15 protein-coding genes (1 of these 15 cut by a window edge) are annotated in these 15,584 nt (G+C 74.0%); 8 read left to right on the top strand and 7 right to left on the bottom strand.

The window, feature by feature from the left end; translation table 11 throughout:
• Nucleotides 1-26: 26 nt before the first annotated feature.
• Entirely contained in the window at nucleotides 27-1,187 is a 1,161-nt protein-coding gene (gene disA / locus OG896_RS16115) for a DNA integrity scanning diadenylate cyclase DisA (protein WP_402450564.1), read from the bottom strand.
• A 260-nt stretch (nucleotides 1,188-1,447) separates the two neighbouring features.
• On the bottom strand, nucleotides 1,448-2,824 hold the full coding sequence (gene radA / locus OG896_RS16110; RefSeq protein WP_328467672.1) for a DNA repair protein RadA: 1,377 nt from the start codon (nucleotides 2,822-2,824) through the stop codon (nucleotides 1,448-1,450).
• A 152-nt stretch (nucleotides 2,825-2,976) separates the two neighbouring features.
• Between radA and OG896_RS16105 the strand changes: the two genes are divergently transcribed.
• Complete coding sequence (locus OG896_RS16105; protein ID WP_329366094.1) at nucleotides 2,977-4,668, top strand: BACON domain-containing protein; 1,692 nt, start codon at nucleotides 2,977-2,979, stop codon at nucleotides 4,666-4,668.
• A gap of 66 nt (nucleotides 4,669-4,734) precedes the next feature.
• On the opposite strand, the gene OG896_RS16100 is transcribed toward OG896_RS16105, so the two are convergent.
• Nucleotides 4,735-5,571 (bottom strand): hypothetical protein, encoded by an 837-nt coding sequence (locus OG896_RS16100; RefSeq protein ID WP_443057056.1) that lies wholly within the window; start codon nucleotides 5,569-5,571, stop codon nucleotides 4,735-4,737.
• Between the two features lie 179 nt (nucleotides 5,572-5,750).
• On the opposite strand from OG896_RS16100, the gene OG896_RS16095 reads away from it, so the two are divergent.
• The 3 genes from OG896_RS16095 to ilvD all read left to right on the top strand — a co-directional run bounded on the left by OG896_RS16095 (nucleotide 5,751) and on the right by ilvD (nucleotide 9,918).
• Nucleotides 5,751-6,785, top strand: coding sequence for a Ppx/GppA phosphatase family protein (locus OG896_RS16095; protein WP_329366092.1), 1,035 nt, complete (start codon nucleotides 5,751-5,753; stop codon nucleotides 6,783-6,785).
• Between the two features lie 269 nt (nucleotides 6,786-7,054).
• On the top strand, nucleotides 7,055-7,867 hold the full coding sequence (locus tag OG896_RS16090) for a sugar phosphate isomerase/epimerase family protein (RefSeq protein WP_328467678.1): 813 nt from the start codon (nucleotides 7,055-7,057) through the stop codon (nucleotides 7,865-7,867).
• A 197-nt stretch (nucleotides 7,868-8,064) separates the two neighbouring features.
• Nucleotides 8,065-9,918, top strand: a complete 1,854-nt coding sequence (ilvD, locus tag OG896_RS16085) for a dihydroxy-acid dehydratase (protein ID WP_329366089.1) — start codon at nucleotides 8,065-8,067, stop codon at nucleotides 9,916-9,918.
• A 47-nt stretch (nucleotides 9,919-9,965) separates the two neighbouring features.
• Here the strand turns inward: ilvD and OG896_RS16080 are convergent, their stop codons facing one another.
• Complete coding sequence (locus OG896_RS16080; RefSeq protein ID WP_329366087.1) at nucleotides 9,966-10,841, bottom strand: glycosyltransferase family 2 protein; 876 nt, start codon at nucleotides 10,839-10,841, stop codon at nucleotides 9,966-9,968.
• Nucleotides 10,842-11,027: 186 nt separating this feature from the next.
• Between OG896_RS16080 and OG896_RS16075 the strand changes: the two genes are divergently transcribed.
• On the top strand, nucleotides 11,028-11,573 hold the full coding sequence (locus OG896_RS16075; protein WP_329366085.1) for a hypothetical protein: 546 nt from the start codon (nucleotides 11,028-11,030) through the stop codon (nucleotides 11,571-11,573).
• 133 nt (nucleotides 11,574-11,706) lie between these two features.
• On the opposite strand, the gene OG896_RS16070 is transcribed toward OG896_RS16075, so the two are convergent.
• Nucleotides 11,707-12,393, bottom strand: coding sequence for an SDR family oxidoreductase (locus tag OG896_RS16070; protein ID WP_329366083.1), 687 nt, complete (start codon nucleotides 12,391-12,393; stop codon nucleotides 11,707-11,709).
• Between the two features lie 81 nt (nucleotides 12,394-12,474).
• On the opposite strand from OG896_RS16070, the gene OG896_RS16065 reads away from it, so the two are divergent.
• Nucleotides 12,475-13,047, top strand: coding sequence for a TetR/AcrR family transcriptional regulator (locus OG896_RS16065; protein WP_329366081.1), 573 nt, complete (start codon nucleotides 12,475-12,477; stop codon nucleotides 13,045-13,047).
• 202 nt (nucleotides 13,048-13,249) lie between these two features.
• Here the strand turns inward: OG896_RS16065 and OG896_RS16060 are convergent, their stop codons facing one another.
• The gene (locus OG896_RS16060; RefSeq protein WP_329366078.1) at nucleotides 13,250-13,660 is read right to left on the bottom strand and encodes a hypothetical protein; all 411 of its coding nucleotides are present in this window, start codon (nucleotides 13,658-13,660) and stop codon (nucleotides 13,250-13,252) included.
• Nucleotides 13,661-13,843: 183 nt separating this feature from the next.
• On the opposite strand from OG896_RS16060, the gene OG896_RS16055 reads away from it, so the two are divergent.
• Together OG896_RS16055 and proC are read left to right on the top strand one after the other, a co-directional pair.
• Entirely contained in the window at nucleotides 13,844-14,329 is a 486-nt protein-coding gene (locus tag OG896_RS16055; protein ID WP_329366076.1) for a tetratricopeptide repeat protein, read from the top strand.
• Between the two features lie 121 nt (nucleotides 14,330-14,450).
• Nucleotides 14,451-15,257, top strand: a complete 807-nt coding sequence (gene proC, locus OG896_RS16050; RefSeq protein WP_329374048.1) for a pyrroline-5-carboxylate reductase — start codon at nucleotides 14,451-14,453, stop codon at nucleotides 15,255-15,257.
• Nucleotides 15,258-15,363: 106 nt separating this feature from the next.
• Here proC and trpS read toward each other — a convergent pair whose 3' ends face one another.
• Nucleotides 15,364-15,584: the 3' end of a tryptophan--tRNA ligase gene (trpS, locus tag OG896_RS16045; RefSeq protein WP_329366074.1), read on the bottom strand. Its footprint extends 859 nt past the window's final position; 221 of the gene's 1,080 nt are visible here — the last part of the coding sequence; its start codon lies off the right edge, out of view; the stop codon is at nucleotides 15,364-15,366.

Raw genomic sequence — 15,584 nt, 5'->3', positions numbered from 1 at the left:
CGGCCGGACCGGCTGAACGGCCGGACTTACACGTACCGTTCGAGGATCGAGGACTCGGCCAGCCGGGACAGGCCCTCGCGGACCGACCGGGCGCGGGCCTCGCCAACGCCCTCGACGGTCTGGAGGTCGTCCACGCTGGCGGCGAGCAGCTTCTGCAGGCCACCGAAGTGCTCGACCAGCCGCTCGATGATGGTGTTCGGCAGCCGCGGCACCTTGGCCAGCAGCCGGTAACCGCGCGGCGAGACCGCGGAGTCCAACGACTCCGGAGACCCGGTGTAGCCCAACGCGCGTGCCACCGTGGTGAGTTCGATCAACTCGTTCTGCGGCAGCGCGTCCAGTTCGGCCATCGCCTCCACGACGGTACGGCTGCGCTTGGCGGTCGGCTCGGGGACGTAGTCGCGCGCGACGAGCTCGCGTTCGGGCTCCACGCCGGCGATCAACTCGTCGAGCTGGAGCGCGAGCAGGCGCCCGTCGGAGCCCAACTCCACGACGTACTCGGCGATTTCGGTGGCGATCCGGCGGACCATCTCCAACCGCTGGGCGACGGCGGTGACATCGCGCACCGTCACCAGGTCCTCGATCTCCAGCGCGGACAGGGTGCCGGCCACTTCGTCGAGCCGGAGCTTGTACCGCTCCAGGGTGGCCAGGGCCTGGTTGGCGCGGGACAGGATCGCCGCGGAGTCCTCCAGGACGCGGCGCTGCCCGTCGACGTACAGCGCGATCAGCCGCATCGACTGGCTGACCGACACCACCGGGAAGTTGACCTGGCGGCTGACCCGGTCCGCGGTGCGGTGCCGGGTGCCGGTCTCCTCGGTGGGGATGGTCGGGTCCGGCACGAGTTGCACGCCGGCCCGCAGGATCTTGGTGATGTCCTTGTCGAGGATCAGGGCGCCGTCGAGCTTGCACAGCTCGCGCAGCCGGGTCGCGGTGAACTCCACGTCCAGGACGAAGCCGCCGGTGCAGAGCGATTCGACGGTCTTGTCCATGCCGAGGACGATCAGGCCGCCGGTGTTGCCGCGGACGATCCGTTCCAGGCCGTCCCGCAGGCCGGTGCCCGGGGCGACCGCGCTCAGTGAGGCGCGCATCAGGCCGCCGTCGCTGCCCAGCCCGCTGCCGGCGCGCCCGGAGGAGTCGCCCGCTGCCCTACGAGCCGGGGCGGCGCCCCCTGCCCGGTCGTTGGCTGCCACTCTGCTCCTCACGGTCGCTGCGTTTGGGCAAAGTTTACGACTCCCTGCGGGGGGCTTGGGCGGACCCGCCCGGGGTGGGGGGTGCTGTCGGTTGAGGGACCACCTGTTTGTGGGGGGTACGAAGGGGTCTCGCCGCTACGGTTTCCCGCCGTTGCCGGGTGCTCCTGGTGGCCTGCTGGGCGCGCAGTTCCCCGCGCCCCTGGGTATGCCCGGGTCCCTTCGGGGTGAGCGCGGGGGAGCCGCACTTACACCCCGGGGGGTCAGGCGCGGCGGGGGAGGGTGCGGAGGGCGTCGGAGATGTCGGCTACTTCGGTGACGCGCATGCCCGCAGGGATCTTGCCGGGGTCGGGGGGAACGAGGGCATGGGTGAAGCCGAGGCGGTGGGCCTCGGAGAGGCGGCGCTGGACGCCGGTGACGCGCCGCACCTCGCCGGCGAGGCCGACCTCGCCGACGGCGACGAGGTTCTTCGGCAGAGGCGTGTCGATCGCGGCACTGGCCAGCGCCAGCGCCACCGCCAGGTCGGCCGCGGGCTCGGTGAGCTTCACCCCGCCGACGGTGGCGGTGTAGATGTCCTGCTTGCCGATGGACTTGATCCGGCCGCGCTGTTCGAGGACGGCCAGCATCATGGACACCCGGGAGTTCTCCAGGCCGGAGGTGGTGCGGCGCGGGGAGGGGATCTGGGTGTCCACGGTGAGCGCCTGCACCTCGGCGACCAGGGGCCGGCGCCCTTCGAGGGTGACGGTCAGGCAGGTGCCGGGCACGGGTTCGTCGCGGCGGGTGAGGAAGAGCCCGGAGGGGTCGGCGAGCCCGGTGATGCCCTCGTCGTGGAGCTCGAAGCAGCCGACCTCCTCGGTGGCGCCGTAGCGGTTCTTCACCCCGCGGATCAGCCGGAGCCGGGCGTGCCGGTCGCCTTCGAAGCTGAGCACGACGTCGACCAGGTGCTCCAGCAGCCGGGGCCCGGCGATCGCGCCGTCCTTGGTGACGTGGCCGACCAGCAGCGTGGACATGCCGCGTTCCTTGGACGCCCGGATCAGGGCGCCGGCGACCTCGCGGACCTGGGCCATGCCGCCGGGCGCGCCGTCGATCTCGGGCGAGGCGACGGTCTGCACGGAGTCCAGGACGAGCAGGGCCGGCTTGACGTCGTCGAGGTGGCCGAGGACCGCGGACAGGTCGGTCTCGGCGGCGAGGTAGAGGTGGTCGGCGAGGGCGCCGATCCGGTCGGCGCGCAGCCGCACCTGGGAGGCGGACTCCTCGCCGGTGACGTAGAGCGTCGGGTGCTGCGGCCCGGACGCCTTCGCGGCCACGTCGAGCAGCAGCGTGGACTTGCCGACCCCGGGCTCGCCGGCCAGCAGGACGACGGCGCCGGGCACCAGGCCGCCGCCGAGCACCCGGTCCAACTCGGGTACGCCGGTGGAGCGGGCGGTGGCCTGGGTGCCGTCGACCTGGGCGATCGGGCGGGCGGCTGATGTCACCCGGCCGGGGGCGGTGGTGCGGACCGCGGGCGCGCCGCCGAACTCCTCGACGGTGCCCCAGGCCTGGCACTCGCCGCAGCGGCCGAGCCACTTCACCGTGGTCCAGCCGCACTCGGTGCAGCGATAGGAGGGGCGGTCCTTGGACGCGGGTTTGCGGGTGGCCATGCGGTTCACCGTAGCGGGCGGGGCGGACAACCGCGTTCACTCGTACGTGTGGCCGTCCTGTCCCCTTTTTGTGGTGGATCATTACCCATATGGGTTAAACAAGGCCGGGAGTGCTGAACCGAGGGCGTTCGCGGGCCTACCGTCGCCCGGTGATGAGCAGGCAGGAAAGCCCCAACCCGACGCAGAGCACCGGAGCCCACCGCAAACACCGCGCTCCGGCCGGACGGCCGTGTGCCGACGCGGAGCCCGAGCGGGCCGGCCGGGTGCACGGCGGCCGCCGTGAGGGCCGTGCCCGGCGGCCGCAGGGCACGCTGCCCATGCAGCCTCCTGCGCACTACGAGCCGTATCTCGACGGCCTGTTCACGTACTGCCTGTCCATCCTGTGCGAGCACGACGCGGCGTCCGGCGCGCTCGGCGAGGTGCTGGCGCTGGCCGAGCGGCAGCGGGTCAGGCTGCGGGACCCCGGGCTGCGCAGGCCGTGGCTGTACGCGCTGGCCCGGTGGGTGTGCCTGCGCCGGCTCGCGGCGGGCAAGCCGGTCGCGCCGCACACCTCGGAGTCGGTGGCCGAGCAGCGGCGGGCCCAACTCGCCTCGCTGGCCTGGCCGGAGTCGGCCGGCACCAGTCCGGAGCAGCGTGAGGCGCTGGAGCTGGCGGTACGCCACCAGCTCGCGCCGCGTGAAGTCGCGCATGTGGTCGGGCTCGACGCGGAAGCGGCCAGGACCCGGCTGGCCCGGGCCGCCTGCGAGGTGGAGCGGACCCGTACGGCGATGGCCGTCGTGGACACCGGCAGCTGCCCGGAGGTGGCGCAGCTGGCCGGGGACACGCAGGTGCTGCTCGGTACCGCGCTGCGCACCGAACTGGTCCGGCACGTGGACGACTGCCCGGTGTGCCGGCGCACCGCCGAGCGGGTCGTCGCCGACGGGCCGTGGCCGGGCGCGGCCGACGCCGCGGCGGTGCTGCCGCTGGTGGAGGCGCCGCGCTCGGCGGCGTACGCGGCGCTGCTGCACGCCATGGACACCGGGTTCGGGCGGGCCCGGGAGTCCACGCCGCGCTTCGATCGGCGCGGCTTCCCCACCGATCTCGGCGACAAGGCGGCCCGGCGGGCGGTGCTGCGGCACCGGGCGGTGACCACCACGGTGGTCGCGGCGGTCGTCGCCGCACCCGTGCTCGCGGTGTGGGCGGCCTACCGGGCCACCCCGCTGGGCGAGAACTCGCACGACGGGCGCAGCGCGTCCGCGCCGGACGGGATCGACGGGGTGCCGTACGAGAAGGCGGGGAACGCCGGGCCGTCACCGAGCGCGCCCGCCGCGCCGGAGGGCTCGGGGGCGCCGTCGTCCGCGGGGGCGCCGCAGGACGCGACCGTGGCGGTCAGCGGGGGCACCGCGCCGCCGGCCTCCTCGGTGCCCAAGGGCGCGGGGTGGCTGGAGGTCTCGGCGCGGCCTGGCTACGGGCGTACGTACGTCACGCTCACCGCGGGGGGCGCCGCGCCGGTGAGGTGGGTGGCGGCCACGTCCGCGTACTGGCTGGAGTTCTCGGCGCGTTCGGGCACCTTGAAGCCAGGGGAAACGGTCACTCTGGAGGTCCGGGTGGACCGCTCCCTGGAGCCGTCCGGGTCGTGGTCGGCGCAGATCCGGTTCACGCCGGGCGACGCGACGGTCACCTTGCAGGGGTCCTCCCGGCGGTCGGTGCCACCGGTCTCCGCGCCGCCGACCGGGGGGAGCACCGAGAGCAGCTCCCCGCCGCCGAGTTCGTCCTCTCCGCCGCCGAGCAGCACCCCTCCGACGCAGTCGGCCACTCCCACGGACAGCTCCACGCCGTCCGCATCGGCGACCCCCTCCGGGTGAGCGGGCGGGGAACCCTCGAACACGGGGGACCCCCGGACACAGGGAACCCCCGGACACAGTCGGCGGCTACTCCCGGGGGGTCGCCGGGTCCGCCGGGTGCGGCGCCACCAGGGGCAGCGCGGACGCCAGCCGCGCCTCGCACAGCGCCGCCAGTTCCGCGTACCCGGCCGCCCCCATCAGCTCCGTGAGCTCGGGCCGGTAGGAGACGAAGACCGGCTCCCCCGCGCCGTGCGCGGAGGTCGCCGAGGTGCACCACCAGTGCAGGTCGTGGCCCCCGGGGCCCCACCCGCGCCGGTCGTACTCCCCGATCGACACGACCAGCACCCGGCTGTCGTCGGGCCGGTCCACCCAGTCGAAGGTGCGGCGGATCGGCAGCTGCCAGCACACGTCGGGCTTGGTCTCCAGCGGTTCGCGGCCCTCGCGCAGCGCGAGCGCGTGCAGCGCGCAGCCCTGCCCGCCGGCGAACCCGGGCCGGTTGGAGAAGACGCAGGCGCCGTCCACCACGCGGGTCTGCCGCTCGCCGTCCTCGTTCTCCTCGGCCCAGAACCCGTCCGCGCCGGTGCCGATGTCGTGGAACTGCCAGTCGTCCGCGGTGAGTCGGGCCACGTGCCCGGCGACCCGCTTCTCGTCGTCGTCGTCCGAGAAGTGCGCGCCGAGCGAGCAGCAGCCGTCCTCCGCCCGGCCGGCCACGATGCCCTGGCAGCCGCTGCCGAAGACGCACGTCCAGCGCGAGGTGAGCCAGGTCAGGTCGCACCGGAAGACCTGTTCCTCGTCGGCGGGGTCGACGAACTCCACCCAGGCCCGGGCGAAGTCCAGCCCGGCCTCGTCGGGCACGCCTGCCTTGCTCGCCGCGGTCGTCCCGGCGCTCTTCTTCGTGCCCTTGCGGGTCTTCACCTTCGCCACGCGCCCAAGCGTAAGACCGTAATGCGCCGAATGCGGTCACGCGGGTCCGGGGCGCCGGACCGGAGCGGGCCGGCGGGTACGAAGAAGGCCGCCGAACGCGGGTGCCGGACGCGGCGCCGAATACGGGCGGCGGCGCCGGCCGGCGCCACCCGGGAGCACCGCTGGCTACAGTGCTGCCCATGCGACTGGGAGTGCTCGACGTGGGTTCCAACACCGTTCACCTCTTGGTGGTGGACGCGCACCCGGGCGCGCGGCCGCTGCCGGCGTACTCGCACAAGGCCGAGCTGCGGCTGGCCGAACTGCTCGACGTGCGCGGCGCGATCGGCGGGACCGGGGTGGACCGGCTGGTGAGCACCGTCGCGGACGCGATGCGGGTGGCGGAGGACAAGGGCGTCGAGGACGTCCTGGCGTTCGCCACCTCCGCGATCCGCGAGGCCGCCAACGGCGAGGAGGTGCTGGACCGGGTCGAGCGCGAGACCGGTGTACGGCTGACGGTGCTGTCCGGCGCCGACGAGGCCCGGCTGACCTTCCTCGCGGTACGCCGCTGGTTCGGCTGGTCCGCGGGCCGGCTGCTGGTGCTGGACATCGGTGGCGGCTCGCTGGAGGTCGCCTTCGGCATGGACGAGTACCCGGACGCGGCCGTCTCCCTGCCGCTCGGCGCCGGCCGGCTGACCGGCAGCTGGCTGCCCGGCGACCCGCCCGCCACCGCCGACGTGCGCGCCCTGCGCAAGCACGCCCGGGCCGAGATAGCGCGTGCCGTGCCGGAGTTCGCCCGGCTGGGCCGCCCCGACCACGCCGTCGGTACCTCCAAGACGTTCCGCCAGCTCGCCCGGATCGGCGGCGCCGCCCGCAGCGCGGACGGCCTGTACGTGCAGCGCACGCTGCGGCGCGAGGTGCTGGAGGAGTGGGTGCCGCGGCTGGCCGCGATGAGCGCCGCCCGCCGCTCCGCGCTGCCCGGCGTCTCCGAGGGCCGCGCCCGGCAACTGCTGGCGGGCGCGCTGGTCGCCGAGGGCGCGATGGACCTCTTCGACGTCGACGAGCTGGAGATCTGCCCGTGGGCGCTGCGCGAAGGGGTGATCCTGCGCAAGCTCGACGTGATGGTGGGCGAGGTGGCCTCGGCCGCGCGGGACCGGGCCGCAGGTCCAGGCCCGGCCGCCTCCTCGGTGGCCCCGGAGGACCTGCCCGCCTCCTCGGTGGCCCGCCGCCCCGCCTGAGCCGGCGCCGCCGCGGGCTGTCGTACGAGCGGTCGCCCGCGGGCGTACGAGCGACCGCGCGGCCGTCCACGTGGCGCGTGTCATACGGGGGCCGTCCGGCGGCTCCACGAGCGGCCGGGCGGCGGTCGGCCGGGCGCCGTCTCACCGGCGGCGGTGCCGTTCGTCCGGCCGGTCGCCGTACGCTGGCTTGCGTGCCAGAAGCAGCGGACCGACCCGAGGCGCGCGACGCCCGCCGAGGCCGCGTCGCCGCCGTGTCCGGTATTTCGGGAATGCGCGATTCGTCCGGCAGGAAGGACGTGAAGGTCGCGCTGTCCACCGCCTCGGTCTACCCCGAGTCCACCGCGACCGCGTTCGAGATCGCCGCGCGGCTCGGCTACGACGGCGTCGAGGTCATGGTGTGGACCGACCCGGTCAGCCAGGACGTCGAGGCGCTGCGCCGGCTGTCGGACTACCACCAGGTGCCGATCCTCGCGGTGCACGCGCCGTGCCTGCTGATCACCCAGCGGGTGTGGTCCACCGACCCGTGGACCAAGCTCCTGCGGGCCCGCGCCGCCGCCCAGCGGCTGGGCGCCTCCACCGTCGTGGTGCACCCGCCCTTCCGCTGGCAGCGCGGGTACGCCCGCGACTTCGTGCGCGGGGTGTGGCGGATGGCCGACGAGACGGACATCCGGTTCGCCGTGGAGAACATGTACCCCTGGCGCTACCGCGACCGCGAGATGCTCGCGTACGCCCCCGACTGGGACGTGACCAAGGAGGACTACCGGCACTTCACGGTCGACCTCTCGCACGCGGCCACCTCGCGCAGCGAGGCGCTGGAGATGGCCGCGCGGATGGGCGACCGGCTGGCCCATGTGCACATGGCCGACGGCAACGGCTCGGCGAAGGACGAGCACCTGGTGCCCGGGCGCGGTTCGCAGCCCTGCGCGGAACTGCTGGGCGCGCTGGCCTCCGGCGGTTTCGGCGGGCACGTGGTGATCGAGGTGAACACCCGGCGGGCGATGTCCGCGGCCGAACGCGAGGAGGACCTCGCGGAGGCCCTGGCCTTCACCCGGCTGCACCTCGCTGCCGTCCGGGTGCCCTGACCCTCCCCGCCGGCCCGACCTCCTCTCCGGGCCCGACCCTCCTCCCGGCCCGGGGCCACCATGCGGACGGGACGTCCGAATCCTGGGCCGCGGGCGTAGGCTCGTCGTCCAGGCAGTCGCGAGTCCCGGCAGCGCAGACTCGTACGAGCGAAGTGGACCCGAGGGGCGAAACCCGGGTCCAAGAAGGAGGGGAAACCGTGCCCGAGCTGAGGTCACGTACGGTCACCCACGGCCGCAACATGGCCGGCGCCCGCGCGTTGATGCGCGCGTCCGGCGTCGCCAACTCCGACATCGGCAAGCCGATCGTCGCGGTCGCCAACAGCTTCACCGAGTTCGTACCGGGTCACACGCACCTCCAGCCGGTCGGCCGGATCGTCTCCGAGGCGATCCTCGCGGCGGGCGCGGTGCCGCGCGAGTTCAACACGATCGCCGTGGACGACGGCATCGCGATGGGCCACGGCGGCATGCTCTACTCGCTGCCCTCCCGCGACCTGATCGCCGACTCCGTGGAGTACATGGTCCAGGCGCACTGCGCGGACGCCCTGATCTGCATCTCCAACTGCGACAAGATCACCCCGGGCATGCTGATGGCCGCGCTGCGCCTCAACATCCCGACGGTCTTCGTCTCCGGCGGGCCCATGGAGGCCGGCCGCGCCACCCTCGTCGACGGCACCGTCCGCAAGCTCGACCTGATCAACGCGATCTCCGACGCCGTCAACGACGACGTCTCCGACGAGGACATCCTCCGCATCGAGGAGAACGCCTGCCCGACCTGCGGCTCGTGTTCCGGCATGTTCACCGCCAACTCGATGAACTGCCTCACCGAGGCGATCGGCCTGGCCCTGCCCGGCAACGGCTCGGTGCTCGCCACCCACACCGCCCGCCGCGCGCTGTACGAGAAGGCCGGCGCCACCGTGGTGGACCTGGCCAAGCGGTACTACGAGCAGGACGACGCGTCGGTGCTGCCGCGCGCCATCGCCACCCCGGCCGCCTTCGAGAACGCGATGGCGCTGGACATCTCGATGGGCGGCTCCACCAACACGATCCTGCACCTGCTGGCGGCGGCCCAGGAGGCCGAGGTCACCTACGGCCTCAGCGAGATGGACGAGGTCTCGCGCCGCGTGCCGTGCCTGGCCAAGGTCGCGCCCAACGTGGCACCCGGCGGCACGTACTACATGGAGGACGTGCACCGGGCCGGCGGCATCCCCGCCATCCTCGGCGAGCTCTACCGCGGCGGGCTGCTCAACGAGGACGTGCACACCGTGCACTCGCCCTCGATCAAGCAGTGGCTCGACACCTGGGACGTGCGCGGCGGCTCCCCGTCGCCGGAAGCCGTCGAGCTGTGGCACGCCGCCCCCGGCTGCGTCCGCTCCGCCGAGGCGTTCTCCCAGTCCGAGCGGTGGGACACCCTCGACACCGACGCGGCCGGCGGCTGCATCCGCGACGTCGAGCACGCCTACTCCAAGGACGGCGGCCTCGCGGTGCTGCGCGGCAACCTCGCCGTGGACGGCGCCGTGGTGAAGACCGCGGGCGTCGACGAGTCGATCTGGACCTTCGAGGGCCCGGCCGTCGTCTGCGAGTCGCAGGAGGAGGCCGTCGAGAAGATCCTCGCCAAGCAGGTCACCCCCGGCGACGTGGTGGTCATCCGCTACGAGGGTCCGCGCGGCGGCCCGGGCATGCAGGAGATGCTCTACCCGACGTCCTTCCTCAAGGGCCGCGGCCTGGGCAAGGTCTGCGCGCTGGTCACCGACGGCCGCTTCTCCGGCGGCACTTCGGGCCTGTCCATCGGCCACGCCTCGCCCGAGGCGGCCTCCGGCGGCACCATCGCGCTGGTCGAGGACGGTGACCGGATCAGGATCGACATCCCGAACCGCACCATGGAACTGCTCGTCTCCGACGAGGAGTTGGCCACCCGCCGGGAGGCCCTGAACGGCGTGTACGCGCCCCGCGACCGCACCCGCCACGTCTCCACCGCGCTGCGCGCGTACGCGGCGATGGCGACCAGCGCGGACAAGGGCGCCGTGCGCGACGTCACCCTGCTGGAGCGCTGAAGCCCTGAACCCGGCCTCGCCGAGCCCCCGTTGATCGATCGGCGCGATCAGATCAGCGGGGGCCGGCCGAGCCGGGTCATCCGCCACGCGGTGGACCACCGCATCGGGCGGCGCGGCGGGCACGGCGTACGCACGCCCTCGACGAACCCCGCGCACCACGCCTTGAGCCCGGCCCCCGAACGGGTGCGCGCCACGGTCAGCGCCGTCCACACCCCCAGGTACGCGGGCACCAGCAGCACCGGGAGGTGGCGCTTGGCCAGCCAGACCCGGTTCCTCGCGAGGTTGCGGTAGTAGACCGCGTGCCGGGTCGGCGAGGTCCACGGGTGCTGGAGCACCAGCTCCGGCGCGTACCGGACGTTCCAGCGCGCGTCCAGCGCGCGCCAGGCGAGGTCGGTCTCCTCGTGCGCGTAGAAGAACGGGTCCGGCCAGCCGCCGATCTCGTCGAGCATCCGCATCGACAGGCCGTGCCCGCCGCCCAGGAACGTGGTCACCAGCCCGCCGCGCATCGGATCGGACGCCCGCAGCCGCGGCACGTGCCGGCGGGCGGTGCGCCCCCGCTCGTCCGCGATCCGGAAACCCACCACGCCCAGCCGGTCGTCGGCCTCGTACAGCGCGCACAGCCGGGTGAAGACGTCGGTGCCCAGCAGCAGCCCGTCGTCGTCCAGGTCGACCACGACGTCCACGTCGCCGAACTCCCGCAGGGCCTCGATCGCCACGTTGCGGCCGCCGGGAATCCCGAGGTTCTCGCTCAGCTCGACCGTGGCCACCTCCTTGGGCAGATCCGGCAGCGGCGAGCCGTTCCCCACGACCACCACCCGCGTCGCCGGGGTCTCCTGCGCCGCCACGGACTCCAGCAGCGCGAGGAGCTCCGCGGGCCGGGTGCCCATCGTCAGAATGGCAACACCTACACGAGGGTGGCGCACGGGTGAAGTCTCCGTTCCTCGGGTCCGACCCGCAGATGCTAACGCCACGGCCTACGCAACCCCGTCGCGAATCCACGAGCTTTAACGGCTCTGGGGCTACTCCTGACACGGAACGGCCCGCGCCGCGCCGGTGACCGGGCCGGCGGCCGGACGGGCCCGCCGGGCCGATCCCGCATAATCGATGACGTGAGCGACACCCATGGGCCCGGCGAGGACCGCGACCGTACGGCCGGAGCCCCGCGGCCCGAGCCGATCCGGTTCTTCGGGACGACCTGGGTCGGCCACGATGGCGGCTACGCGCTGCGGCGGGTGGGCGTGGCGGTCGGGTCGCTGGTGAGCGCGGTGATCGGCGCGCTGGTGCTGCTCTTCGGCTTCCAGGGCCTGACGGACGCCGACGTCGGCCTGTTCGTGAACGTCCTGGCCATCGCCGGTTTCGCGGTGTGCAGCGTGCTGATGTTCGCCCGGACGTGGCGCGGCTACGTACGCGGCCGCCCCTCGGCGTCCGGCGCCGACCCGGACACGGGCGGCTCGATGCAGGGCCTGTACGTGATCGGCTTCGTCGGCGCGCTGCTGGCGTACTTCGTCCGGAGCCTGTACGAGGCGCCGGGGGAGCGGCTGCTCCGGGCGGAATACGAACAGGCGCGGGAGCAGTACGAGCGCCGCCGGGCGCAGCGCACCGGCAACCCGGCCGGCCGCGGCAAGGTCCGCGGCGCCGCCAAGCGCCGCCGGTAGCGCCGCGGCCCGACCGCATCACCGTATCCGAGCGCCGTAACGGCCTCGCGCCCTCGGTCGCGCCGCCGTCCGCCCGCCGCTCGCCGCCGTGCGCCCGCCTCTCGCCGCCGTCCCCCGCCGCCGTGCGCCCTCGTCACGCCACCGTGAACCCGCCGTCCACCGGCAGGATCGAGCCCGTCACGTAGTCCGCGCCGATCACGTAGCGGATCGCGCCCGCGACGTCCTCGGAGGTGCCGACCCGCCCGGACGGGACGGACTCCGCGGCGGCGGCGAACTGGGCCGCGCGCTGCTCCTCGGGCAGGAACGCCCACCAGTCGGTGTCGATGACGCCCGGCGAGACCGCGTTGACCCGGACCGGGGCGAGGTCGGCGGCCAGCGGGGAGACGATCCGCTCGATGGCGCCGTTCACCGCCGCGAGCCCGGCCAGCCCCGGCAGGCCGGCGCGCGCGGACGCCGCCGAGAGCAGCGTCACCGACCCGGTGACCCGCGCCCGCTGGACGGCGAACAGGTAGGCGAAGAGCTTGCCGTCGAACGCGGCGCGTATGTCGGCGAGTTCGGTGTCCTTGATCGGGCCGACGCCGACATGGCCCGAGCTGAAGGCGAGCACCAGGTGCTCGAAGGCGCCGATCCGCTCGAAGAACGCGGCGACCGCGTCCTCGTCGGTCCCGTCGACGCGCTCGGCGGTCAGCCCCTCGGCGCCGGCCGCCGCCAGCCGCTCCCGGTTCCGCCCGGTCACGACGACCTCGGCGCCGTCCGCCCGCAGCGCCCGGGCCGTCGCGAGCCCGATGCCGGCCGTGCCGCCCATGATCACCACACGCATGTCAGTGCTCCCTCGTTGATTCGATACGCGATGTCTCGTTTCTATATCGAGACGCATCGTCTTGTAAAGTAAGGTGAGCGCATGACGGGTGACCGGCGGCCGGGGCGGCCACGCAGCGAGGCCGCGCGCCAGGCGATCCTGGGCGCGGCGATCGACGAGTTGAAGGAGCGCGGATACGCCGCGCTGACGGTGGAGGGCATCGCCGCGCGGGCCGGCGTCGGCAAGCAGACGATCTACCGCTGGTGGCCGTCGAAGGCGGACGTCGTGCTGACCGCGCTGCTCGACCTGTCCGAGACCACGATCGCGGTGCCGGACGAGGGCTCGCTGGCGGACGACCTGAGGGGATTCCTCGCCGAGACCTTCCGGCAGCGCGGGCAGCGGCCGGTGCTGGCCGGCCTGATGGCGCAGGCGCTGCTCGACCCGGTCTTCGCGACGGCGTTCCGGGAGCGCTTCCTGTTCCGGCGGCGCGCGGTGCTCCGGGAGATCCTCGAACGGGCCGCCGCCCGCAGCGAGATCGCGTCCGACCTCTCGCTGGAACTGCTGATCGACGTGGTCTACGGCGTGCTGTGGTACCGGCTGCTGATCGAACACGCGCCCCTGGACGACGAGGCGGGTCGCCGGCTCGCGGACCTGGTGCTGCGGGCGGTGCGTTAGCGGAGCCGGTGGGGATAGGGGAGCCGGTGGGGCTGGGGGAGCCGGTGGCGGCTGGGGAGCCGGTGGGATCGGCGGGTGTGGGGGAGCCCGTGGGGCGGGCGCGGGTCGCCGGCGGTCGCCCCCGTACGCGTACCGCCGTCGCCCGCGAACCGTGCCCGCGGTTCGACGCCCGTGGAGGGTGCTCGCGGAGGGTGCTCGCGCGTTACGCCCGAGACCTGCTGAACGTGCCCGCGACGCCGACCACCGCCGCCACCACGGCACCGTGCCACAGGCCGGTCCACACCGACCCGAAGAAGCCCTGGCTGGTGAGCACCTGCCGCACCACCACGTCGGTCAGGAACATCATCCCGGCCGGCACGGCGGCCACCTGCCACGGGTGCGAGCGCGCCCAGCGCCTGATGCGGTGGTCCCGGCCGGCGCCCCGCGAGGAGTAGCCGAGCACCGAGCCCGCCCCGCCCACGCAGAAGAACAGCAGCGCGGCCACCGACAGCGCGCTGCTCAGGATGCCGAGCCCGAAGTGCCCGCCCACGAGGTGCAGGACCAGCGACACTCCACCGCCCAGCGCGCCCACGACGGCGGCCGGCCGCCAGGGTCCGAGGGTCACGGAAGCCACGGCCAAGTGCCGCTTCTCCGCGCCCGATACAGAGATTTCACGGGATGAACGACTCATACCGCAACGGTCCACCCCGCCCCGCCCGCACGCCATAGGGGATGACCCTGAGCCGCCCCCTACCGGTCCCTACCGCCCCGGGAGTACCCGCCGTACGGCGTGACCGCGTGCGGCATGATGGCGGCCATGACCTCGTACGACGCGCACGCCGCGGCCGAAGCGACCCGGCTGCGCGAGGCAGGGGACCGAGACGCCCTGCTCGCCCTCGCCGCACGGCACCCGCAGGACCCCGCCGTCGCGTACCAGACCGCCTGGCTGCACGACCGCCTCGGCCTCGAAGCCGAAGCCGTCCTGTTCTACGAGACCGCGCTCGCCGTCGGCGGCCTGGACGACGAGGACCGGCTCGGCGCCCACACCGGCCTCGCCAGCACCTACCGGGTACTGGGCCGGTACGACGACGCGCTCGCCGCCTTCGACCGCGCCCTCGCCGAGTACCCGGGCGACCCGGCCCTGACCGCATTCCGCGCGATCGCCCTGCACAACCTCGGCCGCTCCGGCGACGCTGTGGCCGACCTGCTCAAACTCCTCACCGCCACCAGCTCCGCACCCGCCGTCGCCCGCTACCGCCGCGCGCTCGACCACTACGCCGACCACCTCGACGAGACGGTCTGACCCCCGGTTCACCTGCCCGAGGAGTGGACGCGGCGACCACCTCGCCCCTGCCCCTGCGAGGATGACCGGACAGGGAGCCCCGTACCGCTTGAGGTGAACCGCCATGACCGCCACCACCGCCCTGACGCAGACCGTCGCCGTGCTCGGCACCGGGAAGATCGGCGAGGCGCTGCTCTCCGGGATGATCAGGGCCGGCTGGGCCCCCGAGAACCTGCTGGTCACCGCCCGCCGCACCGAACGCGCCGAGGAACTGCGGACCCGCTACGGCGTCGAGGCCGTCGGCAACGCGCACGCCGCCAAGACCGCCGACACCCTCATCCTCGCCGTCAAGCCCCAGGACATGGGCGCCCTGCTCGCCGAGCTCGCCCCGCACGTCGGCGCCGACAAGCTCGTGATCAGCGCCGCCGCCGGCATCCCCACCGCCTTCTTCGAGGAACGCCTCACCGAGGGCACGGCGGTCGTCCGGGTCATGCCCAACACCCCCGTGCTCGTGGACGAGGGCATGTCCGTGATCTCCGCGGGACGGCACGCCGACGAGACCCACCTGGCGCGCACCGAGGCGATCTTCCAGCCGGTCGGCAAGACCCTGCGCGTCCCCGAGAAGCAGCAGGACGCCGCCACCGCGCTCTCCGGCTCAGGCCCCGCCTACTTCTACTACCTGGTCGAGGCGATGACGGACGCCGGCATCCTGCTCGGGCTGCCCCGCGCCCAGGCCCACGACCTCATCGTCCAGTCCGCGATCGGCGCCGCCGTCATGCTGCGCGACAGCGGCGAGCACCCGGTGAAGCTCCGCGAGGCGGTCACCTCGCCGGCCGGCACCACCATCAGCGCCATCCGCGAGCTGGAGAACCACGGCGTGCGCGCCGCCCTGATCGCGGCGCTGGAGGCCGCCCGCGACCGCAGCCGCGAACTGGCCACCGGCGTCTAGCCGTTCATACGGCAGCGGCGGGCCGGCCGGCCTTCGGAGCCGCGCGCCGGGTCACCCACGTGGGTGACCCGGCACACCACGTGGGTGACCCGCGGCCCGCCCTTGCTCACGCCGGACGCAGCAGCCCGATCGCGTCGTACGCCGCGTCGACCGTCGGCCGGGCCAGCGCCCGGGCCCGGGCCGCACCCTCGCGCAGCACCCCGTCGACATACGACGGATCGGCGCTGATGGCGGCGTGCCGCGCCCGCAGAGGCCGCAGCAGCTCCACCACCGCCTCGGCCGTGTCCGCCTTCAGCACCCCGATCCCGTCGTACCGCTCCGCCAGCG

Source organism: Streptomyces sp. NBC_00669, assembly GCF_036226785.1.
In the GTDB taxonomy this organism is placed as follows: Bacteria; Actinomycetota; Actinomycetes; order Streptomycetales; family Streptomycetaceae; genus Actinacidiphila.
The sequence above is the reverse complement of the archived record's forward strand: the minus strand, read 5'-3'. Positions and strand labels throughout refer to the sequence as shown.